Source organism: Sinorhizobium sp. M4_45, from assembly GCF_002885915.1.
Classification (GTDB): Bacteria; Pseudomonadota; Alphaproteobacteria; order Rhizobiales; family Rhizobiaceae; genus Sinorhizobium; species Sinorhizobium meliloti_A.
Genome location: NZ_NWVE01000004.1, coordinates 188643 through 213917 on the forward strand (window position 1 = coordinate 188643; position 25275 = coordinate 213917).

Below are 25275 nucleotides of genomic sequence, written 5' to 3' on the forward strand. Positions count from 1 at the left end.
CTCAACCCTGTGACGAGCACAGGAATGAGGGAATCACACAAGCGGCGGCAGGTGCCCGAATCTCAACAGGCCTTAGGTCGACCCGACCTGAAGACATCTTGATCTAAGCCAGGCCGCCGAGCTTTCGGTAGAGGTCATAGGCGTCGGCTGCCGGTCGCTCTTCGGCCTGATCCTCCTCGCCGCCGGCGCCATGTCCCTGCTGCCGGTCGTCGCTTTCCGTTTCTCCCTCGTCGTCCCTTGCGTCTTTCTCCGGCTCGCTCTCGCTTTCCCGCTTGCGCCGGTTCACCTCGTCGGCATCGCTTTCTTCGGCCGGCGGGTAGGGAACCAGGGCGAAGGGAAACATTTCGCGCGGAAGTCCGCTTTCGGGGACACGGGCGAAGCCCTGCGGCGCCATCGCGTCCTCGCCGGTCCGACGTTCTGCCTGAGGAGGAGGCAGGTCGCGAAGCGGTGCGCCCGTTTCGGCGTCGGGTGCGATATCCACCGGCGGTTCGCCGGCGGCTGCTGCGATTCTGATCGCGCCTGTGGTCTCCCGCGGCCGCGCGGGCGCCTCGTTCTTCGGCGTCAGGGGCACGGTCGGTCCTGTGTCTCCCGTATCGCGAGGCTGCCAGCTCTTGATCGTCCCCGGCAACGCAAGACTGTCGCGTATGATCGTTCTCAAGGCCTCCGCCGGCGGTTGCGCCATGCGCGCGGCACTCTGCATCCGCACTCGTGGCTTGTCGTCCTCCCTCGCGGAGCGCGGCGGGCCGTCGGTGCCCTCCGAGGCTTCGCCGCCAGGGAGTTTTTCAGCGCCGGCCTCTGCGGTTGCAGCCTTGTCCTCGGGTACAGTCTTGTCCTCGGCTGCAGCCTTGTTCTCGGCCGTCGCAGGTTTTGCATCCTTCAGCACTGCGCGCGCACTCCCGTTCAGGTCCTCCGCCTGACTGGGGCGTGGCGCCGATGGTTGCGCCGAATCCGCTTCGCTATCCGGGAGCTTATTATCGGAGCCTTCCGGCGTCATGGCCGGCGTTTCCGCCATCTCCGCCATCTCGTTCTCAAGCGGGCTTGCCGAAGCATCTCTCGCTGCAACTTCCGCACCTCGCGGCGCTGCAGGAGCGTTCATGGGCGTCTTCGGCGAACGTTGCTGCCCGACCGGAGCCTCCTCGTGCGCCGCTTCGATAGCCGCGCCTGCGGATGTCGTCTCGATCCGGACGCTTTCCGTATCGGCGCCGTAGGTCTTCCTGAGCATCGCTTGCAGGAGCGCGAGGTCCCCCGGGACCGGTGCCTTGGCGCCCGGAAGCGCCGGCGGGACGTGTGCCGGCAGGGGCAGGCTGCGGAGCGGGGTCCGATCGGGCGGCATCGCGCCCCGGCGGTCGGCCGTTATCGCCGCCGCAACGGCGACGCGCTGCGCAAGGTTGCGCGCTGCCAGCTGCTTCTCCAGAAGCTGGCGTTCCGGCATTGGCAATGCTTCGATGAAGCCGGTCAACCGCCGAATGAAGGCGCGTCCGGTCTCCTGCGGCAGGGGTGGAAATTTGAGGATGAGCGCCAGGTCTTCGACCAACTTCACCAGCGCGTCCTTGGATAGGACCTCCTTGCCGGAGAGATGGCGGGTCAGCGTATCGACGATCTTCCGGATCGCCTCGCTACGCTCCGTCGCCGGCAGCGAGCGGCGCAGGCCCTGCGTCGTCTCCTCGGCAGTTCCGACGGCTGTCCTGATGGCGATGAAGGCGGGCAGTTCGGGCATGATCCGCAAGCCTAGAGCACTTCCAGGAAGAGTATCTAACGGTCTTCCGACCGGAAGTGCGTTGGACCAAAGGGTTAGAGCATTTCAGTGTTTCCATGAAACATTGAAATGCTTAGGCCAAACGAGTTTAGGGAGTGTTAACCATGACGATGACGTGGTGCCACGCCGCAGTCTTGCGCGGCCCCTTGCGGGAACCTCATTCACGGCCCATCCTGGCATGAGCTTGATGGAGCCGCCGATGACATTTCGCCCGCCGCAATCGCTGCGCCGTTTCGATCTCACCGGTAACGGGGTGAACGTTCTCGAATACGAACTGATGGCCGAGCGCGCCGACGCTCTGGGGCGCAATGGCCTGAAGGTCGAAAAGGCAATGGCCGCCCTGAATGCCTATGACGGCAACAGGCACCCGCCTTCCGAACGCGAGCGACTGCTCGACGAGGCAGCCGACGCGGTTTGGGCCTTCCTCATCCAGCGCGAGACCTGCGGCCTTCGCGACAGCCGCGATGCCGTGCGCCGCTACGGCATTCCGAAGGAAGTCATGGCGCGCGTCGGGATCGTCAGAAAGCGCTGACCGACGGGAGCGCCGCGCGCCGGATAGAACGCGCGGAACTCGATGAATCCAAGGGTACGCTCCCCTACCGATAGGGCGAATAGCACACCCGATAAACCCCGCCATAGGTCAGGTACCGGTTGGTGGCCGGGTTATAGGACCGATAGCGCGACAGGCACCAGCCGACATGGCTGTTGCCGCCGCTCCGGACATAGCCACCGCCATAGTAGCGTGGTCTATAGGAGCGATAACCGTAATATCCGGGCCCGGGATAGCTGTAATAGCCGGGGCCGTAGTAGCGCGGTCCGTAGTAATAGCGGTTCCCGTAATACGGGCGGTAGCGGTAGCTGGGTCCGAAATAGAAGCTGATCCCGGACCGTCGGTAATAGGGGCTCCAGCCCGGATAGAAGCCGGACCCTCCGTAATAACCGCGGCGAGAATAGCCGCCGCGCCACCCGTAACGGCCGCGATGCGTGGCATTCTCGATGCCGGCCGGCGCTTTCACCGCAATGTCGAGCGCCGGGCGCGGCATGGCCTGAACGGACGTTACAGGGGGAACCACGGAGACGGCGGCGAGTGCGCAGCTCACAACGAAATTCCGAAATTTCGTCATTTTCTCCTCACTTTCCGAAAGCCGTTGCTTTCCGGTTTTTGTCCCTGCTCCTTTCAGCGCGGCGCGACTTATCAGACGCGCAAAGATCGCTGTAACTGTTCAAGTTGCTGCATGTTTTGGCGTCGGTCGGGTCGACCGACGAAACATGCAGTAGGCGTTTGGCGCCGCATGTTTATTCGTGGGCGTGTGCTCCACGTGTCGGCGCGGGCGCGTTCCGGATTCTGCTCCTCCGCCGTTGCTCTAGAATGCGCCTCTCCGGCCCCCATGTCACTGGAATTCTTGCCCTATCATCGAGGAGCCGGACGCGCTTTACCGCGCTTTTTCGCGATGCGAGACGAAAACTTCAAAATGCCTGTTGACACTTCGGTCACGGCCTTTTACATGCCGGTCCGTCGCCCAGATGGCGGAATTGGTAGACGCGCCAGCTTCAGGTGCTGGTACTCGAAAGGGTGTGGAGGTTCGAGTCCTCTTCTGGGCACCATTCCTTTTTCCGGTAACCGCTTTTGCGGTTCGGAAGTCAAAAAAAGCCCGGTTTCCGGGCTTTTTTGCTTTCAGAGTTCCGAAGCGAATTCGCCGGGGCCGCCGCTTGCTGCGGCATCCGCCTTTCCTCAGGCGGCCGTTCCGGCTTCGGTAGTGTCAACCGTACGGACGACGCCCACGACTTCGTAAATGTCGAGGGCCGTCGAACGGCCCTTTGCCTTGGCGGTGCCGAGCGGGCGGAACTTCACCATGTCCTTGCATTGGGCGACCACCGCGCCGCTTGCAAGAACGCTCGTGCCGTAATCCTTGTTCATGCCCTCGAGCCGGGAGGCGACGTTCACCGTGTCGCCCATCGCCGTATATTGCAGCCGTTCCCTGGCGCCGACGCTGCCGACGACGGCCGTTCCGGTGTGGATGCCGAAGCGCGTGCGGAACTCCGGCAATCCCTTGGCGCGTTGCGCGGAATTGAAGGCCTGAAGCCTCTCCTCGACCGCGAGTGCGCAGCGACAGGCATGCTCGGCATGCCTGGTATCGGCGACCGGCGCGTTCCACATGGCGAAGACCGAGTCTCCATGGAACTGGATGATGGTTCCGTCGTGGGCGGCGACGACCTCGCTGAACAGATCGAAATACTCCGAGAGCATCGCGACCACTTCTTCCGGCGAACGGCCCTCGCTGATGGTGGTGAAGTCGTAGATGTCGGTGAACATCGCCGTCACTTCCTGCCGCCATGCGGCGCGGCCGCCGAAATGGCCGGATTCGATGCCCTTGCGCACCAGTTCCTTCGGGACGTAGAGCGCGAAGGTGAAGATCGCGTCGCGAGCTCTGTTCATTGCGCCGTTGAGCGTCGAGATTTCCGCCACATGCGATGAAACGTCGATAGGAGTGGCAAAATCCAGGTCCTGCAGGCGGTTGGCGCTGTCGGTGAGCTGGTTGAGCGACTTCGTGATCAGATGCGCAAGCACGAGGGCCAGGAGAACGGCGACCACCACCACGGCGCCGGAGACGGCAAGTCCCTGAACGAGGGTCTCGTTTGCGGCCGCCAGCAGCTCGTCGAGCGGGGCCGCGACGACCACCCGGTGCCCGGACAGAAGCAATGCCGATTCGAGCGGCGCCACCGTGACGAGATAGGTGCGGTTTCCGACTTCGACGAGAGTTGCCTTCCCGGCCGGTGGCGGGTTGCGCCGGATGCTTTCGATCAGTCCATCTTCCTGCGGCGTGGCCACCGGCCGGTCCCGGCCCTTCGATGCCATGATGCGTCGCATCATCACGGTGTCGGAATGGATGATCGGCCGTCCGACCGCATCGAGAATGAACGAGACGGATTCGTCCGTCAGCCGCTCGCGGGAGAGGAAGTCCGTGATCGTATCGAGCACCACATCGGCGCCGATGACGATCTGCGGGTTGCCGCGGTGCGCTTGCGATATGGTCATTCCGAGATTGCCTGTCGTGGCCATCTCATAGGGACCGATCGCCACCGGTGCCTTGCCGTTGACGGCTGCGCGATACCAGGGCCGCGTCCTCGGGTCGAAGCCGTTGGAAGCAGCGCGGCGTTCGGCGAACTGCAGGCCGCTCGCGTCGAGGAACAGGATCCGGTCGAACGGCTTGCCCCGGTCGTCCCTCTCCATCGAGCGCACGGCGATGGCCGCTCCCCGCGGTGCGTCGAGCGCCATGCGCCAGGCGGCCGAGTCCAGATCGACCACATGAAAGAACGCACCGCTCGGATAACCGACATAGACGCCGTCGATGTGCGGCGAGCGGGCGATGCCCTCGCGCAGCACCGCCACCTTGTCGTTCATGCGTTCGGGCGGCGGCACGAGAAAGGCATTGGCGACGGATGCGACGAGGCTGACGAGCGCGGAGGTGTCCCCGGAAAGAGCGCCGAGCCGATCGACCAGGCGGCCGACGAAGGCGTCCATATTGTCTTCGGCATCGGCGATCGAAGCGCTGCGTGCGCGGTGGTAGTCAAGTCCCACCAGCGTCGCGGACACGACGATGAGCATAGCAACCATCACGAGACCGAGCAGCGACCGCAGAGAGCTGGTCCAGGTCCGGGAAGGCTTGTCCGCGTTGGAATCTTGCATGCTTTCGATGTCCTCGAATCCGGATTCCGATCTTTGCAGCATTGCAACGCATTTTCATAGCACCACCGGCCGCATACGACCTGCGCTACAGCGCCGCGCGTCCGGTCGGACGCGCAAAGATCGCTGCAGCACTTCGATCTGCTGCATGTCTTGTCGTTTGCTCGGCTACGACAGTTTGCGGCCCATCACTCTTCAGTTGACGGTGACGGGCTTCGAGCGCATTCGGGCCACCGTCTCCCGCTCCGCCCGCTTGCAGCGCATCGGCGGCAGGCTGCGGTCCATCAGTTCCATATCCTCGAGCACCATCTCGCCCATCCTCTTGAAGGCGATGTCGAGCGCACCGGCCCGGTGCGCCGAGCGCAGGAAGCCGGCTAGCCGGCGGACGGGATGTCCAGGGGGCAGGGGCTCCTCCGGGAAGACGTCGCTTGCCGCGCGGATATGGCCGCTTTCCACGGCTGCGATCAATGCATCGAAATCCACGACGCCGGCGCGGCTCAGGAGAATGAAGGCGGCGCCCGGACGCATGGCCGCGAAGGCCCTGGCGTCGAGGAAGCCCTCATTGTCACTGGTTACCGCTGCGACAACAAACAGGAAGTCGCTCTCGGCGAGGACCGTTTCGAGCGACGCCGGTTCGACGCCGGCGTCGAGAAGAACGGAGGCCGGCAGCCAGGGATCATGGACGCGGATCTTCGCACGAAATCCCGAAAGGACGCGGTTAAGCGCCTTGCCGAGATCGCCGAAGCCGATGATGCCGATCTCCGAGCCCGAGAGGAGCCGGGCGGACTTGTTGCCCTCACCGCCCCAGCGTTCGCGGCCCTCGCGGAAATCGACATCCGCATCGACGATGCCGCGGGCGAGGTTGAGCGCCATGGCGAGCCCCATCTCTGCCACCGGTTCGGCGAAGACCTGGCCGGTGGTGAGCACGTGGATGCCGCGCTGGAAAACCACGTCGTAGGGCATGTTGTCGATGAGGTTGCTTTCGACGTTGAGAACGGCCCGCAGCCGCGGCATGCGTTCCAGCGTTTCTGCGGAAAGCGGCGGCTGTCCGACGATATAGCGGACCTCGGAGAGGACGGCGGAGCCGAGCCCGGCGATGTTCTCCGGATCGGCTTCGATCACGCGGTAGCGCCGGTGAAGACGCTCGAGCGCGTCGGGCGTGAAGATCAGATCGAGCGTACGCGGCGCGGGCGCGCTGATGACAAGTGGCCTGTCGCTTTGCGGCCTGTCGGTTTCGGGCATGGTTTCCTCCAGTCAGTGCCGTCCGGGACGCAGTTTCGCCTGTCCCGAGCGCGCAATGCAAAGCGTGCCTTTGTCTTGGTTCGAACTCAGTAGTTGAGGCCGCGCTTCTGCCGCTCGAGCGACGGCGGCAGCTCGCCGCTCTGGAAGATCGGGCCGCTGCCCTCGCGGCAGCGGTAGACCGTATCGTAACGGGGACGGCCGTGAGACGACTCGAAGGGGCCGTAGCGGTCGATGAAAACCTGCCGGCAAACGATGTTCTTATCGTCGCCCAGCGGGTTCGCCGGCCGTACGCCCGGCAGGTCGTGAAAGACCTGCGCCAGCACGAATGTCGCCCCGCCGGCGAGGCCGGTACCGGGCGAGAGGGTCGACATCAGGGCGACGAGGGGAGGCGCCAGGGCGAAACGGAACCAGGTCATATACGAACTTTCTCGGGGTGCCGGCAAACGGAACGTCTGCCGAAGGACAAGGTATCGCGGCCGGCCAACATGCGCTATAGGCCAGCTACGCTCCACAGCGCCGCGCGCCTGATCAGACTGGCCGGGTCGCTGCAGCACTTGTATCTCAGCAGGTTTCCTGAACCGTTCTCCGGGAATCATGCAAGTAACGATCTGGGGATTTTCGATGGCGAATACAATAAGGTTCCACGAGAGGGACATTTCCGAGACCGACGCCGCCCGTTATACGGGCGCGATCGCGATCGATACGGAGACGCTCGGCCTGGTCCCGCGTCGCGACCGCCTCTGCGTCGTGCAGCTCTCGTCGGGCGACGGGACTGCCGATGTGATTCGCATTGCCGCCGGCCAGAAACAGGCGCCGAATCTCGTCTCGATGCTCGCCGATCCGACGCGCCAGAAGATCTTCCATTTCGGCCGCTTCGACATCGCCGTGCTGTTCCATACCTTCGGCGTCACCGCGTCGCCGGTCTTCTGTACCAAGATCGCCTCGCGCCTCGCCCGCACCTATACGGACCGGCACGGCCTCAAGGACAATCTCAAGGAACTGCTCGACATCGACATATCCAAGCAGCAGCAGTCTTCCGATTGGGCGGCCGACATTCTTTCGCCGGCGCAGCTCGAATATGCCGCCTCCGACGTGCTCCACCTGCATGCGTTGCGCGACAAGCTGACGGCGCGGCTCCTGCGCGATGGCCGGATGGAACTCGCCGAGGCCTGCTTTTCGTTTCTCCCGACGCGTGCCAAGCTCGATCTGCTCGGCTGGGAGGAAACGGACATTTTCGCCCATAGCTGAGTTCTACGGCGCCGACCGGTGCGGGAGCAGGCGCCGGTTGCGATAGCAGAGCATTTCAATGTTTCGTGGAAACACTGAAATGCTCTAACCATTTGCTCTAACGCATTTCCGGACGGAAAACCGTTACACACTTTTCCTGGAAGTGCTCTAGCTCCTGTCCGTGTGGCCGAGATCGCGCTCGGGCTCGATCACGTCGCGAATGCGTTGCTTCAGCTCCTTGGGCCCGGGAAAGCCGCCGTCGCGCTTGCGTTCCCAGATCAACGCGCCATCAATGCGAATCTCGAAATTGCCGCCGGTCCCGGGGATGAGCGCCACTTCCCCAAGCGTGTCGGCGAAGGTCGACAGCAATTCCTGCGCCATCCATCCGGCGCGCAGCAGCCAGTTGCACTGGGTGCAATAGAGGATGGTGACGCGTGGCTTTTCGCTCATCTGGCATGTCCTGTTCACTTGGCTTCCGCGCCACAGGAAACATGGAGCAGCGTCGTCGCGCAAGCGCCGCAATCCATGCCTTCACGCATGTCTCACATAAATGTCAGCTTCAGCGGTCATGTTTTTGACGCTGAGCCCTTGTTTTCCAAAAGGCCTGAGGCAAGAGAAACCCCTGATTTGCAATAGATCCGAAAGGGATTTCATGACCGATACCGCTGCCAACAATCGACCGCGCGCGATCCTGCCGGCGCTCGAGAAGATTTATCTGCCGCTCGATACTTTCGCCGAGACGCTGCTGCGCGTCGTGGCAGGCCTGCTGCTCGTCACCCACGGCTACGGCAAGATCCTCAATCCCTTCGGCGCGGCCGGCATGGTGGAGGGGCTTGGGTTCTATCCGGGCGTTTTCTGGTCGCCCCTGCTTTCGGCGACCGAGTTCTTCGGCGGCATCTTCATTGCCATCGGCTTCCTGACGCGGCCCGCTGCCTTCGCGGCGACGATCGTGCTGCTCGTCACCGTCTACTTCCATGGCATCGTCCAGGGACAGGGCCTTGGCGGGGCGGAGAAGTCCATCCTCTGGGCGGCGATCACCCTCTTCTTTGCCATTCGCGGCGCCAACAGCCAGTCCGTCGATGCCAAGCTCGGCCGCCAATTCTGATCTCACCCTTTGAATTGGAGCGCTTCCGGGCGGCGACACATTTTGCCTGGAAGCGCTCTGAAAGCGGCCGGCTCGATCCGGCCGCTTCGAGCAATTGTGCCGGCGGCACGCTCAGCCCGCCTGCGGCATCACGCTGCGGATCGTCATACGGTGTACCTTGCCGGCCCTGTCGACCCAGTCGATCGACTGTCCGACGGAAAGGCCGATAAGCGCCGCTCCGATCGGCGTCAGTACGGAAATCTTACCGGCTTCGATGTCGGCCTCCCCCGGGTAGACGAGCCTCACTTCCTTCGCAAAACCGTTGTCGGCGTCAAAGGCGACAGTCGAGCCCATCTGCACGCTGTCTTTGGGCAGCTTGCCGGGCGCGGCGATTCGCGCGCGGTCGAGTTCGGAAAGCAGCGCCTCCGCGACTTCCGGGACACGGTCGAGCGCCGAGGAGGCGATCGCCGTCAGACGTGCATGGTCTTCGGCATTGATGACGATCGAGGGAAGCTTCTTGCGGGTTGTCTTGTCCGCCATGATGATACCTGTGCCTGGGCGCACCGCTCTGCTTGCGCCGAATGTGAAATGTCGAGGATGATTTACGCTCGCCGCTCGGGGTGGAGGCTTGGCCATCCGCTCGCCGATGCGCAGGCCCCCTTACCCGGAGAGCGCACGCATCCGGGCCGGGGTCAGGTTCCTGCGATGGGGCAGACCCGGAAAGAACAGCGGAAATGGATCGCGAGCACTGGCATGGTCTGAAGGTCGGAAACTTCGCCAACGAAGTCAAGCCCGCGTCGCCACTTGAGACACCGCAGCGCACGTGGTCGATCATTGCGGATCGCGCAAGCAGATCGGAAGCCTTGAAACGCAAAGTCCGTGGCGGCGACGCTTTCGTCACGCCGCCCGCAGGTCGATAACACGCGTTTCGCCTTGCTTCAGGTCGATGCGCATTTTCGATGTGCATCGACCCGATTGGAAATCACTCGTCGCTCATCTTCAGTGCGGCGATGAAGGCTTCCTGCGGGATTTCCACCTTGCCGAACTGGCGCATCCGCTTCTTGCCGGCCTTCTGCTTCTCCAGCAGCTTGCGCTTTCGGGTGGCGTCGCCGCCGTAGCACTTTGCGGTCACGTCCTTGCGCAGCGCCGAGATGGTTTCGCGGGCGATCACGTTGCCGCCGATGGCGGCCTGGATCGGGATCTTGAACATGTGCTTCGGGATCAGTTCCTTCAGCTTTTCGCACATTTCGCGGCCGCGCTTTTCCGCCGCCATCCGGTGCACCATCATCGACAGCGCGTCCACCGGCTCGCCGTTGACGAGGATCGACATCTTCACGAGATTGCCTTCCTTGTGCTCGGTGATCTGGTAGTCGAAGGAGGCGTATCCCTTGGAGATCGACTTCAGCCGGTCGTAGAAATCGAACACGACTTCGTTCAGCGGCAGGTCATAGGTGAGCATCGCGCGGGTGCCGACATAGGTCAGCTCGATCTGGATGCCGCGACGATCCTGGCAGAGTTTCAGGATGCCGCCGAGATATTCGTCGGGCGTCAGGATCGTCGCGCGGATCCACGGCTCGTGGATTTCGGCGATCTTGACCACGTCCGGCATGTCGGCAGGGTTGTGAAGCTCGCGCTCCGAGCCGTCGGTCATAAACAGCTTGTAGACGACCGAGGGTGCCGTCGCGATCAGATCGAGATCGAATTCGCGCTCCAGACGCTCCTGGATGATTTCGAGATGCAGGAGGCCGAGGAAGCCGCAGCGGAAACCGAAGCCGAGCGCGGCGGAGGATTCCATTTCGAAGGAGAAGGAGGCATCGTTGAGGCGCAGCTTGCCCATGGCCGAGCGCAGGTCCTCGAAGTCGGCGGCGTCGACCGGGAAGAGGCCGCAGAACACGACCGGCTGGGCCGGCTTGAAGCCGGGCAGCGCCTTGGCCGTCGGCCGCTTGTCCTCGGTGATCGTATCGCCGACGCGGGTGTCCGCCACTTCCTTGATAGAAGCCGTGATGAAACCGATTTCGCCGGGGCCGAGCGCCTCCATGGCAACCATCTTCGGCGTCAGCACGCCGACGCGCTCCACCTGGTACTTCGCATCCGTCCCCATCATGCGGATGGTCATGCCCTTTTTCAGCGTTCCGTCGATGACGCGCACCAGAACCATGACGCCGAGATAAGCGTCGTACCAGCTGTCGACGAGCAGCGCCTTCAAGGGCGCGGCGTCGCCGCCCTCGCTTTTCGGGGCGGGCAGCCTATGGACGATCGCCTCCAGCACATCCGGAATGCCGAGACCGGTCTTTGCCGAGATCAGCACGGCGTCGGAGGCGTCGATGCCGATCACTTCCTCGATCTGCTCCTTGATCCGCTCCGGCTCGGCCGCAGGCAGGTCGATCTTGTTCAGAACGGTGACGAGCTCGTGATTGTTGTCGATCGCCTGGTAGACATTGGCGAGCGTCTGGGCTTCGACGCCCTGGCTGGCGTCGACGACGAGCAGCGAACCTTCGCAGGCCGAAAGCGAGCGCGAGACCTCGTAGGCGAAGTCGACGTGGCCGGGCGTGTCGATGAGGTTCAGCACATAGGTCTCGCCATCGTTCGCCTTGTAGTGCAGGCGAACGGTCTGGGCCTTGATGGTGATGCCGCGCTCGCGCTCGATGTCCATGCTGTCCAGGACCTGCTCGGACATTTCTCGTTCGGCGAGGCCGCCGGTCGACTGGATCAGCCGGTCGGCAAGCGTCGATTTGCCGTGATCGATATGCGCCACGATCGAGAAGTTGCGGATATGCGACAGGGGCGTCTTGGAAGATGGTGTGCTCATGGGCCGCATATAGCAGCGCGATCAGGCGGCGCAAAGCGGGAAATGAAGGCTTCGTTCACTATAAATCCGGGCGTCTGACCGGCCGTTCCGCTCGCGCTTCCGTCTCGGCGAGTGCCGCGGCATTCGGCACCTGGGCGCTTTTGAATTCGAAGCTGTCGCAGTGCTCGGGCGGGACGCGTTCGCGCGAGCGGAGGCGAACGAGCACGAAAAGGGCGTAGAGGAGCGCCACCGTCATCGTCGCATAGATGAAGGTCCGTTGGCCGAAGGCCGGCGTCAGCAAGGTCACGAGCATCGGAACGAGGGTCGCCGCTGCCGACCAGGCGACCAGCATGGTGCTGGCGAGCGGCACGAAATCTGCCGGATCGGTTCGATCGTTGGCATGCGCATTGGCGATGGAATAGACCGTCTCGACCGCTCCCGCGAACATCGCGAAAACCAGCATGAGCAGGAGCAGGTTGTCGAAGGAGACGGCGAGCGCAGCGATGCCCGCCGCGATGACGAGCATACAGGTGGCGATGAGGACGATCCGGCGGTCGGTGCGGTCTGAAAGGGCGCCCATCGGATACTGGATGAAGAGCAGGCCGAACTGCATGACGAACATCAATGCCGCTACGTCTTTCTGACTGACGGAATTGGCGGCGGCATAGATCGGCGTAAAGCCCTGCACCAGCATGGAGAGGCCGCCGGATGCAAGCACGCCGATGAAGGCGACCGGAGAAATCCGCCAGACCATGGGAATGTCGATGCTGACCCGGGCAGGGGCGGGCGGCGTGGGCAGGCGCGTGAGGCCGATCGGCAGGATGGCGACCGCGGTGAAGAAGATCGTGACGATCGGGGCGAGATTGCCCTCGACCGGGATTTGCCCGAAGACCCAGGCGCCGGCGCCGAGCCCGATGACATAGGCCATGTAGAAGAGCGCCATCGCCCGGCCGCGCCAGTGGTTCTCGCTGGCATGGTTGAGCCAGCTCTGCGTGATGATGAAATTCATGTTGGCGGCAATGCCGTAGAGGCCGCGTGCGACGACCCAAAGCAGCGGGTGGACGCCGAGGCTGATCGTCAGCGCCGCGAGAATGACCAGCGCCATCGAGCAGGAAAAGGCGCGGGCGTGGCCGACGCGGCGAATGAGCGAGCCGCCCATGAGGCAGCCGATCAGCCCGCCGAAGGCAATCGCCGTCACGGCGGCTCCCGGGACCCAGTCCGGCGCCGCCGAGCGCGTCAGCACGAAGGGCACATAGGCGAGCATCATGCCGTTGCCGACCGCGACCGATGTCATGGAGGCGACTATGCTCGCGATCGACAGCAGCGACGAAGGAGATCGATGCATCTGCCTGTCCTTCTGCCGATCGTATGAAGATGATCTAAATTATTGAAGTTGGATGTTTTTTGAGAATCGGCGCAGAGTTCGGACGATAAAGCAGGACCCGGACCGGCGCTGTCGTCAAAGCGGCATGCGCGAATTTATTTCTCGGTTCGATCGCCTTGACTCCATTATATGAGAAGTGCAGTCTCAGATAATGGAAAATGCACTCGCCCCTCTCGAAGAGACCATCGGCATGCGCCTGCGCGAGCTGCGCATGGCGCGGGATCTTACGCTTGACGACCTGGCCGGCCGCTCCGGCGTCAGCCGCGCCATGATTTCGCGCATCGAGCGCGGCGAGGCGAGCCCGACGGCGCAGCTTCTGGCGAAGCTATGCAGCGCGTTGGGCACGACGCTTTCGGCGCTTTTTGCTTCCGAGAGGGGCGAGGCCTCGCCCTTGGCCCGGCGCGCGGAGCAGCGACTGTGGCGCGATCCCGAAAGCGGCTACCTGCGCCGTTCCGTTTCACCCGAAGGCGTCGGTTCGCCGGTCGACATCGTCGAGGTCGAGTTTCCGCCCGGCGCCCGCGTCGTCTTCGAGCGACAGCCGATGGACCGCGGCATCACCCAGCACCTCTGGCTTTTTTCCGGCCGCCTCGAACTGACGATGGAAAGCGGACGACAGCTCTTGGAGCCGGGCGACTGCCTCTTCATGGGGCTCGAAGAGGCCCACATCTTTTACAATCCCCACGAGGAACCGGCGCATTACGCCGTCATCCTCTGCCGCAACAAGGTTTGACATGCCCGACGCCGATATACGCGTGCTCACCGCAGAAGAAACCCTGGCCGCCCTGCCGGCTCTGGCCGAAATCCTCTCCGATTGCGTCGAAGGCGGCGCTTCGGTCGGCTTCATGCATCCCTTTTCGCCGCACGCCGCCGTTCAATTCTGGGCGGGCGTCGCCGCCGCCGTCGGGCGCGGCGAAACGGTTCTCCTCGCGGCCGAAGTCGATGGCCGGATGGCGGGCACCGTGCAGCTCGGCGTCGGCACCATGCCGAACCAGCCGCATCGCGCCGATGTCAGGAAACTGCTCGTCCACCGCGACGCCCGCGGCCTCGGCCTGTCGCGTCGCCTGATGGACGCAGCCGAGGCGGAAGCCCTCAGGCGCGGCAGAAGAGTCCTGGTCCTCGACACGGCGACCGGAGAGCCGGCCGAAGCGATCTACGAGCGCTTCGGCTGGACGCGCGCCGGTGTCGTTCCCGACTACGCGCTGATGCCGGACGGCCGCTATTGCGCGACGACGTTCTTCTACAAGCACCTTGCCACATAGGGCGGCTCGGATGGACCCGTCCGGCTGCCGTCGCAATCACGAAACGAAGAAGTGCGAGAGCCCCTGGCCGGCGGCGAAAGCGGCATAGCCGAGAACTGCGAAATAGACGGTGGTCGCGAACAGGAAGAAATAGCCGCCGGCCACCATCAGCCCGTCGCGCTGGATGATGCCGAGCGACAGGAGCAGGATGGCGATGCCGGGCAGCGTGTTCGACAGCGGAATCAGCCCGAGCGGAAACATGAGAAGCACGCCACCGGCCATGATCATCAACCCGTTGAAACGGTTCATCAGGGCGCCTTCGGTCAAAAAATTGACCCGCGGGCGCACATAGCGGTCGAGCTTCGAGACCAGTGCCGCACCTTTGCGGAGCGTCGGCACGAGCTTTTCCGTGTCGATCTCCCGATCGAGGATGCGCTTCGGCAGCCAGGGTACGCGGTTGAGGGTGATCGCGAGCGAAATGAGAATGATGGCCGCCCCGAAGACGGTGCTGACGCCCGGAATGGAAACCGGGATCAGGAACGGCAGGGTCAGCAGCGCGCAAAGAAGGAGGAAGCCCTGCTCGCCGATCTCGATCATCAGCTCGCGCAGCGTGATCGTATTGCCTCTGATCGAAGCGATCATGCCGGTGAGCGTGTCGCTGAGGCTGCGTTGCGAATCGCCGAACTCGACCGCCATGATTTTTCCTTTCACGATTTGCGGGCGCTCCATGCGGCGCCCGCGGTTCGCATTCTTTACGCCGAACCGGGCCCGGCAGACCATAGCGCCAAGCGCGTGAACCTTCGGTTAGCGAGCCCTCTGGTCAGCAATATGGCGAGGTCCGGCAGAAATGGTGCACCGCAATACCCTCGATCGGGGAAAGTAGAAGGCCTCTTCATCTTCCTGCCGCAATCGATAGTATGAACCGATCCTGAGCACCAATGGGGACAATTGATTCGATGATCAAGAAATGCGCCATCCTGGCTGTCGTGGCCGTCTATCTTTCCGGATGCACCACCACCGATCCCTATACGGGAGAACAGAAGATGTCGAACACGGCCGGAGGCGCTTTGATCGGCGCGGGTCTCGGCGCTGCGACCGGTCTTCTGGTGGGCGGCAGTGCCGCGGGCCGGCGTGATGCCGCTCTTGTCGGCGCAGGCATCGGCGCTCTCGGCGGCGGCCTGGTCGGAAACTACATGGATCAGCAGGAATCGGAACTGCGGGCGCAGTTGCAGGGCACCGGCGTTTCGGTCACCCGCGCCGGCGATCGCATCATCCTGAACATGCCGTCGAACATCACCTTCGCGACCGACCGCGACCAGGTGATTCCGGCCTTCTATCCGACCCTCGACTCGGTTGCGATCGTGCTGCGCAAGTTCAACAAGACGCTGATCGACGTCGACGGTCACACCGACTCGACCGGCAGCGCCTCCTACAACCAGGGACTTTCGGAGCGGCGCGCGGCCTCGGTCGCCAACTATCTCGCCAGCCGCGGCGTCGACCAGCGCCGCATGTCGGCAGTGGGCTACGGCCTGGAGCGGCCGATTGCGTCGAACGCCACCGAAGTCGGCCGCGCCCAGAACCGCCGCGTCGAAATCTCGATCGCGCCGATCAAGCAGGGCTGAACGGCTTCAAACATTATGGCGAAGGGCCGCGCGGATCGTCCGGGCGGCCCTTTCACGTTCCGATACGGCCTCACCCCTTCGGCGGATAGTCGTGCCTGTTCCCGCGGAAGTCGGTGACCGTGTAGCAGCCGCCGCCTTCCGCCTCGATCGCGCTGGCGCTGACGATGGCCTTGCCGTAGCCGCCGGGGATGTCGAGGATGTAGGCGGGTTGGCAAAGGCCCGAGACGCGTCCACGCAGCGAGGCGACGAGAGCCTGGCCCTCCTCGATGGACAGCCGGAAATGGCCGGTGCCGGGCGCAAGATCCGGATGGTGCAGGTAATAGGGCTTGATCCGCGTCTCGACGAAGGCGCGCATCAGCGCGGCGAGCACGTCCGGGTCGTCGTTGACGCCCTTCAGCAGCACCGACTGGCTTACCATGACGATGCCCGCATCGATCAGCCGCGCGGCGGCGGCGCGCGCCTCGGCGGTGAGTTCCCGCGGATGGTTGGCATGAAGCGCCACATAGGTCGCCTTGCCGCTGCTTCTCAAAGCGGCGATCAGCCCCGCATCCACCCGTTCGGGCTCGACCACCGGCACGCGCGTGTGGAAGCGCACGACCTTGACGTGCTCGATTTCTGCGAGCCGCACCATGATTTCGCCAAGCCGCCGGGGCGAGAGCACCAGCGGATCGCCGCCGGTCAGAATCACCTCCCAGATTTCCGGACGCCCGGCGATATAGGCGAGCGCCGCATCGAGTTCCGCGGGCGCGAGGGTGCCGAGACCCTCGGGGCCGACCATCTCGCGGCGGAAACAGAAGCGGCAGTAAACCGGGCAGACATGAACCGCCTTCAGGAGCACCCGGTCCGGATAACGGTGGACGATGCCGGCAACCGGGCTGTGCGTGCCGTCGCCGATCGGATCGGCACGCTCTTCCGGCATGAGCGTGAGTTCGGCCATGTCCGGCACGAACTGCCGCGCAATCGGGTCGTTCGGATCGTCCCGGTTCACAAGGCGCGCGATTGCCGGGCTGATGGCTACGGCGTAGCGGGACGCGACACGGGAAATCGCCTCTTCCTGCTCTCGACCGACGAGACCGGCGTCGGCGAGCTCGCTCGCTGTTCTGATGGCGCGCTCCGCAGTCATGGCCTGGCCTCCGCGACCGGGGCCCAAAGAACCTGGTCGATGCGGGATGCACCCGTTGCCAGCATGACCAGACGGTCGAAGCCGAGCGCGATGCCGCTCGCCTCGGGCATGCCGGCGAGCGCCGCGAGGAAATCCTCGTCGATCGGGTAGGTCTCGCCGTAGACCCGCGCCTTTTCCGCCATTTCCAGCTCGAACCGGCGGCGCTGCTCGGCGGCATCGGTCAATTCGCCGAAGGCATTTGCGAGTTCGACGCCGCAGGCATAGAGCTCGAAACGCTCTGCCACGCGAGGGTCGCCGGCTGCAGGCCGGGCAAGTGCTGCCTCGGCGACCGGATATTCGTCGAGGATCGTGGCGCGCCCGAAGCCGAGATTGGGCTCGACCCTTTCGACGAGCACGCGGCTGAAGAGATCGGCCCAGCCATCGTCTCCGGCGACACGCAAGCCCACCTCCCGCATGGCCGCCGCGAGGCCGTCGCGGTCGGTGGAGCCGTCTTCCCGGATCGAGGCGAGAAGGTCGATCCCCGCGAAGCGCGCGAAGGCCTCGGCGACCGAGAGCCGCTCCGGCTCGGCGAAGGGATCGCACGCTCTTCCCTGATAGACGAGGGACCGCGCGGCGACTGTCTCGGCGGCGAGCGCGAGAATTCCGGCGCAGTCATTCATCAGCGTCTCGTAGCTCTCCTGGGCGCGGTACCATTCGAGCATGGTGAATTCCGGATGATGCAGCGGGCCGCGCTCGCGGTTGCGGTAGACATGGGCGAAACAGGCGATGCGCCGTTCGCCGGCGGCAATGAGCTTCTTGCAGGCGAATTCGGGAGAGGTGTGGAGATAGAGCGGCTGGACGGAGCCGTCGAGCCCAAGCGCCTGGGTCGCAAAGGCATGCAGATGCGCCTCGTTGCCCGGCGATACCTGCAGCGCTGCCGTGTCGACTTCGACGAAGCTGCGTTCGTCGAAGAACCGGCGGAGCGCCGACTGGATGCGATTGCGCCCGATCAGGAAGGGGCGCCGGTCGGCATGGACATCGGGTGTCCACCAGGGAGAAGCATGCGGCATGGTCGGTTCGGTCCAGGCTTTCTTCCGCGCGAATGCCCGCTCAGGCTGGCTATTTGCGCGAAATTAGGATAGTGGCGGCGCGAAAACTGAATTTTCGCGTCCCTTCCGGGCCGATCTCCGGCCCGCTCGTGTCGCTGATACCTCTGTTACAAGGAAGACTAATGGTCAAGGTCATCGCTTCTTCGGTCCGCAAGGGCAACGTTCTCGACGTCGACGGCAAGCTTTATGTCGTGCTCACCGCGCAGAACTTCCATCCGGGCAAGGGCACGCCGGTCACGCAGGTCGACATGCGCCGCATCTCCGACGGCGTGAAGGTCTCCGAGCGCTACCGCACGACCGAGCAGGTCGAGCGCGCCTTCGTCGAAGACCGCGAGCACACCTTCCTTTATGAAGATGGCGAAGGCTTCCACTTCATGAACCCGGAAAGCTACGACCAGCTCGTCATGAGCTCCGAAGACATCGGCGATTTGAAGGCCTATCTTCAGGAAGGCATGGCCGTGATGCTGTCGATCCACGAAGGCATTGCCATCGCCATCGACCTGCCGCGCCACGTCACTCTCGAAATCACCGAGACGGAGCCGGTCGTCAAGGGCCAGACGGCCTCCTCCTCCTACAAGCCGGCCGTGCTTTCGAACGGGGTTCGTACCCTGGTGCCGCCGCACATCCAGGCCGGCACCCGCGTCGTCATTGCGACCGAAGACGGGTCCTATGTCGAGCGCGCCAAGGACTGATCTGTCCTGACGGAGATCGAAACGGGGACGGTCGTCGATGACTGCCGTCCCCGTTCTCGTTTCACCGTTCAATTGAAGCGGCGAAACGCTCGAAGCCTGTGAAACCGAGCGCTTCCGCACGGAAAACCGTTACACATTTTTTCTTGAAGTGCTTAGGATGCCGCCCTCCGGATCGGGATGAGAGGCGCGGCACTGCATGTTTCCATTATCGCATATGATGAAGTCGTTCATTCGCAAGGGGACGCTCACGGTAATCGATGCCGACGGCAAGCGGCACGTCTTTGCCGGCGAGCCGGGGCCGAGCGTGACGATGCGGCTCACCGACAAGCGGCTCTATCGCAGCCTCGTCTTCAATGCCGAGCTCGCCGCCGGTGAAGCCTATATGGACGGGACCATGCGTTTCGAGGAAGGCTCGACGCTGCGGGACTTCCTGACGCTCTTTTCGATCAACCGCCTGTCGCTCGGCTCCTATCCGATCCAGAAGCTGCTACGGGCGGTGAAGATGCGTTTTCGCAAGCGCCAGCAGGCCAACCCCAAGGGCAAGGCGCAGCAGAACGTCGCGCATCATTACGATCTAGGCAATGATTTCTACAAGCTGTTCCTCGACGAGAACATGCTCTATTCCTGCGCCTATTTCCGCGAGCCGCACGAGACTTTGGAGGCTGCGCAGCGAAACAAGCTGAGACTGCTTGCGGCAAAGCTCTGTCTGAAGCCGGGCATGAGGGTACTCGACATCGGCTGCGGCTGGGGCGATCTCGCCCTCTATCTCGCCTCGCTCGAAGACGTCGAGGTGCTGGGTGTCACCCTTTCCAAGGAACAGCAGGCGCTCGCCTCCGAGCGGGCACGTGCGGCCGGAATGGCGGACCGCGTGCGCTTCGAACTCAAGGACTACCGCGACGTCGAGGGGCCGTTCGACCGGATCGTTTCGGTCGGCATGTTCGAGCATGTCGGCGTCCATCACTATGACGAGTTCTTCAAGAAACTGAATGCGTTGATGCCGGATGACGGGCTGGCCGTGCTCCATTCGATCGGTCATATGAGCCCGCCCGGCATGGCGAGCGCCTGGCTCCGCAAATACATCTTCCCCGGCGCCTATTCCCCGGCATTGTCGGAGGTCTTCGAGGTGGTCGAACGCAACAGCCTTTGGGTGACCGATCTCGAATTCCTGCGCGTGCACTATGCTACCACGCTCGCCCATTGGGGCGCGCGCTTCGACGAGAATCGCGACAAGGTGGTGGCGATGTACGACGAGCGCTTCGCCCGCATGTGGGAGTTCTACCTGATCAGCGCGGAAATGATGTTCCGCACCGGCAGCCAGCTCGTCTTCCATATGCAGCTGTCGCGATCACGCGACGCGGCGCCGATCGTTCGTGATTACATCACCGATCTGCAGCGCACCTATATCGAGAAGGAAAAGGCGCTCGATCTGGCGGTTTGACTCACCCCCCGGGTTGACCCTTCCAATCCCTCCCCGCAAGGGGAGGGGGGCGAGTGCGCGCCGCGAAGAAGGACGCGTTGCCGCCGATCCGCCGCCTTGACGCTTCACGCATCGGCGCCTATTTAGAATTATTCTAAAGAAGGTCTTGCGATGCTCTCCCGGCTTTTCTCCCGTTACAAACGTCCGTTCCTGTCCTTGAGCGAACAGGAAATCCTTGCCCTCGCCATATCCTCGGAAGAGGACGATGGACGCATCTATCTCGCCTATGCCGACGCTCTGCGCCAAAAATATCCCCATTCCGCAAGGGTTTTCGAGGAAATGGCGGAGGAGGAGAGCCACCACCGCCAGGCCCTGATCGACCTGCACGTCGCCCGTTTCGGCAACCGCATCCCGCTCGTTCGGCGCGAACACGTGCGCGATTTTCCGGAGCGCAAACCCGATTGGCTGATCGCCGAGATGCCGATCGAGAAGGCGCGCGCCGAAGCCGAGGCGATGGAGGAGGCGGCGCACCGGTTTTACGTCGAGGCTGCGGCGCGCACGCGGGACGCGGCGACGCGCAAGCTCTTGGGCGATCTGGCGATCGCCGAGAAGTCGCATGAATCGCTCGCCCGCCGGCTCGGTGAGGAGCATACGCCGGTGGACGTGCGCGACGAGGAAGATGAGACCTCACGCCGCCAGTTCATACTCACCTATGTGCAGCCGGGCCTCGCGGGACTGATGGATGGCTCCGTTTCGACGCTCGCGCCGATCTTCGCCGCAGCCTTCGCCACGCAGGATACGTGGCAGACCTTTCTCGTCGGTCTGTCGGCCTCCGTCGGCGCAGGCATATCGATGGGTTTCACCGAGGCGGCGCATGATGACGGCAAGCTTTCCGGCCGCGGCTCGCCGGTCAAGCGCGGGCTTGCCTCGGGCATCATGACGGCACTCGGCGGTCTCGGCCACGCTCTGCCCTATCTCATTCCGCATTTCTGGACCGCGACAATGACGGCGGCGGCAATCGTCTTCTTCGAACTATGGGCAATCGCCTTCATCCAGAACCGCTATATGGAAACGCCCTTCCTGAGGGCCGCCTTCCAGGTGGTGCTCGGTGGCGGCCTGGTTCTTGCCGCCGGCATCGTCATCGGGAATGCTTAGACTTTTCCTGGAAGTGCTCTGGAGTCGTGCTCGTCACAGCGAGCAGCAGCCGCGTCTGCGGCGCGGGGATGAGCTCTTTCAGCCCAAGGACCTGGTCTGGCTGGATTCCTGTGACGAGCACAGGAAGGAGGGATTTCGGGGACGGTACGCGTTACTTCAACGCCCGCTTTGGGATCCGAGCGATTTCACCGACACGCATCAAAAAAGGCCGCAGGATGCGGCCTTTTTGAATAGAACCGTTCGACGGGATCAGTTTCCGACGGAACCGACGAGCACTTCCCCGCCATTGTCGATGGTGACCCAACGGCCGCTGTGGGTCGTCGCCTGCCGCTTGAGGAAGCGGTAGGGCGTGTGCGTCCACAGCTTCACCCCATCGTCGAGATTGTCGAGAACGAAGTCGCCCTGCGCTGTGCGTACCGTCAGCACCGCATGGCCCTCGCCATCCGGCTTGCGCACCACCGTCATCAGCAGGTTGCCGGCGGAGAAGCCCTTCTGCATGAGGCGTCTGCGCTTTTCGAGCGCGAAGTCCTCGCAATCGCCCTGTCTCCCCGGATAGGACCACACCTCGTCCCGGCCGGTAAGCTCGATGTCGGTTACCGGCGCGATCTGCCGGTTGACGGAAGCGTTGACCTGGCGAATGGCAGCCCAGCCGCCGGCGGTGACACGCGGCGGCACCGTCGCCTTCGAACGGACGCTGCACTCGCCCCTGTGCTTCTGACAGAACTCGTAATGCCCGATCGGCTGCGAGGTCACCGCGCCGGTCTGCATCCAGGGAGTAGCTCCCGCCTGTGCGGGAATTGCCGTGTTCGTGGAAATGAAAAGCGCACACAGCGCCGCGAAACTTGCCTTAACCCCGGTCCAAGACTGCATACAGATCCCCTGCAACGCGCCCGCATCCGTACCTTCCGGATCGATCCGCGCAATCAAAAGTTGTCGACAGCTTTATTAGGAGTTTCCCCTGCGCTGCTCTAATCGTTAATAAAGAGTTAATATACTCCGCTTGTCGGAGTCAATCGCCTGATTCGGACTAGTCCGTTTTATGGTTAAGGCTCGCGGCAGACGGACGCGGAAGCCCGCCAGCGCAGGGGTTTGGCTGTGCCTTGCGAAGCAATGTCAGGGAATTTGATTAGGCCGGATGGACTAGCCGTGCACTCAGGCCTTGGTCAGCATGGCGTCGATCGCCTGTTTCAATTTGGCAATGTCCTCCTCGCGGGACAACCGGTGGTCGCCATCGCGGATCAGGGTCATGACGACGTCGTCAGCCGGCATGTGCTCCATCAGCTTGAGGGCATGCGTGTAGGGAACGTCCGGATCGCGCATGCCCTGGAGAATGTGCACCGGGCAGCCGGTTTCGATCGGGCCTTTCATGACGAGGTTGTTGCGGCCATCCTCGATCAGCGCGCGGGTGAAAACATTGGGCTCGGGGCTGTATTCCGACGGCTCTTCGAAATAACCCCGTTCGGCGAGCGAGGTCCTTTCGGCATCGGTAAGATTGGGCTCGATGAGCTCGGCGGTGAAGTCGGGGGCCGGGGCGATCAGCACGAGGCCGCAGAGGCGGCCGACCCCACCTTCCCCGAGGTGGGGTCGGCTTTTGAGCTTCTCGGCAAGGCGCAGCGCGACCCAGGCACCCATGGAGGAACCGATCAGGATCATGCGCGCCGTCGCGGCGTGATCGATCACGGCAAGACTCTCCTCGACCCAGCGCGAGATCGTGCCGTCCCTGTAGTCGCCGTCCGACGCGCCGTGGCCCGAATAGTCGAAGCGAATGCAGTCGGTGCCGGCCTCGCGCGCGTGCCGCTCGACCTCCACCGCCTTCGTTCCGGTCATGTCGGATCGGTAGCCGCCGAGCCAGACGAGCGCCGGATGGCCTGGATGCTGCCGGTCTTTCGATTGGACATCCGACGGATTTCCGGCGCGGAAGATACGCATGGCGATGCTTCTCGCCGCATCTCCCGTCCCCACTTCGATCCGCGTGATCTCGGTTTCAGCCGGCGTGGTCGACATCGAGTAACTCCCTGAAGGCCTGATTATGACGGATTTCCTTCTAAAACAGATTCTTTCGGGCATCGACAGAGGATGATTTTCATTGCGGGCCATGCTATTGACTCTGGAGCCGCAATTCACACATTGCCGTCAGTGACTGTTTCAAGCGCTTCTGTTTGAGATCGCGCTGACCGTTTGACCGAATATTTACTATCAATAGCTCGAGGAGAGTACGACCATTCGCAGACCCTTCAAAGCGGACGCTCCAGTCAAGGAAGGACCGCGCGCAAACAAGGAAATCCGGGTCCCCCGGGTTCAGCTTATCGATGCCGAAGGCCAGAACTTGGGCAGCATTCCGATCGACCAGGCGCTCCGCATGGCGGACGAGGCCGGTCTCGACCTCGTAGAGATCGCACCGAACTCCGATCCGCCGGTGTGCAAGATCCTCGACCTCGGCAAGCTGAAATACGCGAACCAGAAGAAAGCCGCCGAGGCGCGCAAGAAGCAGAAGATCGTCGAGATCAAGGAAATCAAGATGCGCCCCAACATCGACACCCATGATTATGAGGTGAAGATGAAGGCCATGAACCGCTTCTTCGAGGAAGGCGACAAGGTCAAGGTGACGCTGAAGTTCCGCGGCCGCGAAATGGCCCACCAGGAACTCGGCATGAAACTTCTGATGCAGGTCAAGGACGACACCCAGGAAATCGCCAAGGTGGAAGCCGAACCCAAGCTCGAAGGCCGCCAGATGATGATGGTTCTTGCGCCGAAGTGACCGGCGGAGCCTGACAGACCAGACACGCTGGTGAAGCCGCCCTGGGAGGAGTTCGTGGGGCGGCTTTCCTTTTTGGGAAGGCTTACGCGCGAGCGACCTCCGGACCGCTTGCCTTTTCCGGGATGTGCGGTTATAAGCCCCCGTCCGAACGGTCCGGCAGGGCATGCCGTGGCCGTTCTTAACGCTGGAAATGGGCCTCGTCTGCCTGTTTCGCATATCAAGAACAATGGAGTAGCAAAATGCCCAAGATGAAGACGAAATCGTCTGCCAAAAAGCGGTTCAAAATCACCGCAACCGGCAAAGTTCGAGCTGCTGCTGCTGGCAAGCGCCACGGCATGATCAAGCGGTCCAACAAGTTCATTCGCGACGCGCGCGGAACCATGGTTCTCGCTGAGCCCGATGGCAAGAAGGTCGTCAAGAACTACCTGCCTAACGGTCTTTAAGACGTCTGGCGATTTGGATTTTAAGGAGATCATGACATGGCACGTGTAAAACGCGGCGTAACCTCCCACGCCAAGCACAAGAAGACGCTCAAGGCAGCCAAGGGCTTCTACGGTCGCCGCAAGAACACCATCCGCGCCGCCAAGGCAGCGGTGGATCGTTCCAAGCAGTTTGCTTACCGCGACCGCAAGGTCAACAAGCGCAATTTCCGCGCGCTCTGGATCCAGCGCATCAACGCTGCCGTCCGCGAATTCGGCCTTACCTACGGCCGCTTCATCGACGGTCTGAACAAGGCCGGTATCGAAGTCGATCGCAAGGTCCTGTCCGACATGGCAATCCATGAGCCGGCAGCATTCGGCGCCCTGGTCGAAGCTTCCAAGAAGGCGCTCGCCTATCTCAAGGAAGCCGGCACGGCAAACGAGTTTGAAAGCGCTGTCCGTTAAGCCAGCGTTTTCCCAAGACCGTTTCTGAAATTGTTGGGAAACCCGCGCTGGCAGGGCTGGCGCGGGTTTTTCTTGTTCGGCTCGCGGGGCGATCCTAGCGCCGAAGTGTCGAACCGATACACGAACCGCATC

Annotated in this window: 26 protein-coding genes and 1 tRNA gene; 13 read left to right on the forward strand and 14 right to left on the reverse strand. The window is 63.1% G+C overall.

Going from position 1 to position 25275, the window contains the following annotated elements; genetic code table 11:
* Nucleotides 1-103: 103 nt before the first annotated feature.
* A complete protein-coding gene (locus tag CN933_RS13910) occupies nucleotides 104-1717 on the reverse strand; it encodes a hypothetical protein (RefSeq protein WP_026168497.1) in 1614 nt (537 codons plus the stop codon).
* Between the two features lie 238 nt (nucleotides 1718-1955).
* Here CN933_RS13910 and CN933_RS13915 point away from each other — a divergent pair, with 238 nt between their 5' ends.
* The gene (locus CN933_RS13915) at nucleotides 1956-2288 is read left to right on the forward strand and encodes a DUF6665 family protein (RefSeq protein WP_026168498.1); all 333 of its coding nucleotides are present in this window, start codon (nucleotides 1956-1958) and stop codon (nucleotides 2286-2288) included.
* 64 nt (nucleotides 2289-2352) lie between these two features.
* Here CN933_RS13915 and CN933_RS13920 read toward each other — a convergent pair whose 3' ends face one another.
* Nucleotides 2353-2880, reverse strand: a complete 528-nt coding sequence (locus CN933_RS13920; protein WP_018093875.1) for a BA14K family protein — start codon at nucleotides 2878-2880, stop codon at nucleotides 2353-2355.
* 394 nt (nucleotides 2881-3274) lie between these two features.
* Between CN933_RS13920 and CN933_RS13925 the strand changes: the two genes are divergently transcribed.
* A tRNA-Leu gene (locus CN933_RS13925) sits at nucleotides 3275-3361 on the forward strand.
* Between the two features lie 127 nt (nucleotides 3362-3488).
* Here CN933_RS13925 and cya1 read toward each other — a convergent pair.
* The 3 genes from cya1 to CN933_RS13940 form a co-directional block, all read right to left on the reverse strand.
* Nucleotides 3489-5486, reverse strand: a complete 1998-nt coding sequence (cya1, locus tag CN933_RS13930) for an adenylate cyclase Cya1 (protein ID WP_018093876.1) — start codon at nucleotides 5484-5486, stop codon at nucleotides 3489-3491.
* A 150-nt stretch (nucleotides 5487-5636) separates the two neighbouring features.
* Nucleotides 5637-6683: a hydroxyacid dehydrogenase gene (locus CN933_RS13935; RefSeq protein ID WP_018093877.1), complete on the reverse strand. Its 1047-nt coding sequence runs from the start codon at nucleotides 6681-6683 to the stop codon at nucleotides 5637-5639.
* 86 nt (nucleotides 6684-6769) lie between these two features.
* Nucleotides 6770-7099 carry a hypothetical protein gene (locus CN933_RS13940; protein ID WP_018093878.1) on the reverse strand — a complete coding sequence of 110 codons (330 nt, stop codon included), beginning with the start codon at nucleotides 7097-7099 and terminating at the stop codon, nucleotides 6770-6772.
* Nucleotides 7100-7304: 205 nt separating this feature from the next.
* Here CN933_RS13940 and CN933_RS13945 point away from each other — a divergent pair, with 205 nt between their 5' ends.
* A complete protein-coding gene (locus CN933_RS13945; RefSeq protein WP_018093879.1) occupies nucleotides 7305-7931 on the forward strand; it encodes a ribonuclease D in 627 nt (208 codons plus the stop codon).
* Nucleotides 7932-8078: 147 nt separating this feature from the next.
* On the opposite strand, the gene CN933_RS13950 is transcribed toward CN933_RS13945, so the two are convergent.
* Complete coding sequence (locus CN933_RS13950; RefSeq protein ID WP_018093880.1) at nucleotides 8079-8360, reverse strand: Rdx family protein; 282 nt, start codon at nucleotides 8358-8360, stop codon at nucleotides 8079-8081.
* A gap of 202 nt (nucleotides 8361-8562) precedes the next feature.
* Here CN933_RS13950 and CN933_RS13955 point away from each other — a divergent pair, with 202 nt between their 5' ends.
* Entirely contained in the window at nucleotides 8563-9015 is a 453-nt protein-coding gene (locus CN933_RS13955) for a DoxX family protein (protein ID WP_010968461.1), read from the forward strand.
* A 111-nt stretch (nucleotides 9016-9126) separates the two neighbouring features.
* On the opposite strand, the gene rnk is transcribed toward CN933_RS13955, so the two are convergent.
* The 3 genes from rnk to CN933_RS13975 form a co-directional block, all read right to left on the reverse strand.
* Nucleotides 9127-9534: a nucleoside diphosphate kinase regulator gene (gene rnk / locus CN933_RS13960; protein WP_018093881.1), complete on the reverse strand. Its 408-nt coding sequence runs from the start codon at nucleotides 9532-9534 to the stop codon at nucleotides 9127-9129.
* Nucleotides 9535-9976: 442 nt separating this feature from the next.
* Nucleotides 9977-11812: a translation elongation factor 4 gene (lepA, locus tag CN933_RS13970; RefSeq protein WP_018093883.1), complete on the reverse strand. Its 1836-nt coding sequence runs from the start codon at nucleotides 11810-11812 to the stop codon at nucleotides 9977-9979.
* Between the two features lie 49 nt (nucleotides 11813-11861).
* Entirely contained in the window at nucleotides 11862-13127 is a 1266-nt protein-coding gene (locus CN933_RS13975) for an MFS transporter (RefSeq protein WP_018093884.1), read from the reverse strand.
* A gap of 190 nt (nucleotides 13128-13317) precedes the next feature.
* On the opposite strand from CN933_RS13975, the gene relB reads away from it, so the two are divergent.
* Both relB and CN933_RS13985 read left to right on the forward strand, forming a co-directional pair.
* A complete protein-coding gene (gene relB, locus CN933_RS13980) occupies nucleotides 13318-13896 on the forward strand; it encodes a type II toxin-antitoxin system RelB family anti-toxin (protein WP_018093885.1) in 579 nt (192 codons plus the stop codon).
* A 1-nt stretch (nucleotide 13897) separates the two neighbouring features.
* Nucleotides 13898-14425, forward strand: coding sequence for a GNAT family N-acetyltransferase (locus CN933_RS13985; RefSeq protein WP_018093886.1), 528 nt, complete (start codon nucleotides 13898-13900; stop codon nucleotides 14423-14425).
* Nucleotides 14426-14461: 36 nt separating this feature from the next.
* Here the strand turns inward: CN933_RS13985 and CN933_RS13990 are convergent, their stop codons facing one another.
* The gene (locus CN933_RS13990) at nucleotides 14462-15100 is read right to left on the reverse strand and encodes an exopolysaccharide biosynthesis protein (protein ID WP_033047229.1); all 639 of its coding nucleotides are present in this window, start codon (nucleotides 15098-15100) and stop codon (nucleotides 14462-14464) included.
* Nucleotides 15101-15360: 260 nt separating this feature from the next.
* Here CN933_RS13990 and CN933_RS13995 point away from each other — a divergent pair, with 260 nt between their 5' ends.
* Nucleotides 15361-16026, forward strand: coding sequence for a YiaD family glycine zipper/OmpA-like lipoprotein (locus CN933_RS13995; protein WP_033047230.1), 666 nt, complete (start codon nucleotides 15361-15363; stop codon nucleotides 16024-16026).
* A gap of 70 nt (nucleotides 16027-16096) precedes the next feature.
* Here CN933_RS13995 and CN933_RS14000 read toward each other — a convergent pair whose 3' ends face one another.
* Nucleotides 16097-17149, reverse strand: coding sequence for a lysine-2,3-aminomutase-like protein (locus CN933_RS14000; protein WP_018093889.1), 1053 nt, complete (start codon nucleotides 17147-17149; stop codon nucleotides 16097-16099).
* Nucleotides 17146-18198, reverse strand: a complete 1053-nt coding sequence (gene epmA / locus CN933_RS14005; RefSeq protein WP_018093890.1) for an EF-P lysine aminoacylase EpmA — start codon at nucleotides 18196-18198, stop codon at nucleotides 17146-17148. Before epmA ends, CN933_RS14000 begins: the two co-directional genes overlap by 4 nt.
* 161 nt (nucleotides 18199-18359) lie before the next feature.
* Here epmA and efp point away from each other — a divergent pair, with 161 nt between their 5' ends.
* From efp to mbfA, 3 genes are all read left to right on the forward strand, one after another.
* Entirely contained in the window at nucleotides 18360-18929 is a 570-nt protein-coding gene (efp, locus tag CN933_RS14010) for an elongation factor P (protein ID WP_004435501.1), read from the forward strand.
* Between the two features lie 196 nt (nucleotides 18930-19125).
* Nucleotides 19126-20367 (forward strand): cyclopropane-fatty-acyl-phospholipid synthase, encoded by a 1242-nt coding sequence (cfa1, locus tag CN933_RS14015; RefSeq protein WP_018093891.1) that lies wholly within the window; start codon nucleotides 19126-19128, stop codon nucleotides 20365-20367.
* A gap of 150 nt (nucleotides 20368-20517) precedes the next feature.
* The gene (gene mbfA, locus CN933_RS14020; protein ID WP_018093892.1) at nucleotides 20518-21501 is read left to right on the forward strand and encodes an iron exporter MbfA; all 984 of its coding nucleotides are present in this window, start codon (nucleotides 20518-20520) and stop codon (nucleotides 21499-21501) included.
* Nucleotides 21502-21750: 249 nt separating this feature from the next.
* Here mbfA and CN933_RS14030 read toward each other — a convergent pair whose 3' ends face one another.
* Together CN933_RS14030 and CN933_RS14035 are read right to left on the reverse strand one after the other, a co-directional pair.
* Complete coding sequence (locus CN933_RS14030; protein ID WP_026168499.1) at nucleotides 21751-22371, reverse strand: transglutaminase-like cysteine peptidase; 621 nt, start codon at nucleotides 22369-22371, stop codon at nucleotides 21751-21753.
* Between the two features lie 282 nt (nucleotides 22372-22653).
* Nucleotides 22654-23505, reverse strand: a complete 852-nt coding sequence (locus CN933_RS14035; RefSeq protein WP_018093894.1) for an alpha/beta hydrolase — start codon at nucleotides 23503-23505, stop codon at nucleotides 22654-22656.
* Between the two features lie 217 nt (nucleotides 23506-23722).
* Between CN933_RS14035 and infC the strand changes: the two genes are divergently transcribed.
* From infC to rplT, 3 genes are all read left to right on the forward strand, one after another.
* A complete protein-coding gene (gene infC / locus CN933_RS14040) occupies nucleotides 23723-24259 on the forward strand; it encodes a translation initiation factor IF-3 (RefSeq protein ID WP_014527030.1) in 537 nt (178 codons plus the stop codon).
* Between the two features lie 239 nt (nucleotides 24260-24498).
* Nucleotides 24499-24702, forward strand: a complete 204-nt coding sequence (gene rpmI / locus CN933_RS14045; RefSeq protein ID WP_004435490.1) for a 50S ribosomal protein L35 — start codon at nucleotides 24499-24501, stop codon at nucleotides 24700-24702.
* A 36-nt stretch (nucleotides 24703-24738) separates the two neighbouring features.
* A complete protein-coding gene (gene rplT / locus CN933_RS14050) occupies nucleotides 24739-25143 on the forward strand; it encodes a 50S ribosomal protein L20 (protein ID WP_004435481.1) in 405 nt (134 codons plus the stop codon).
* Nucleotides 25144-25275 lie beyond the last annotated feature (132 nt).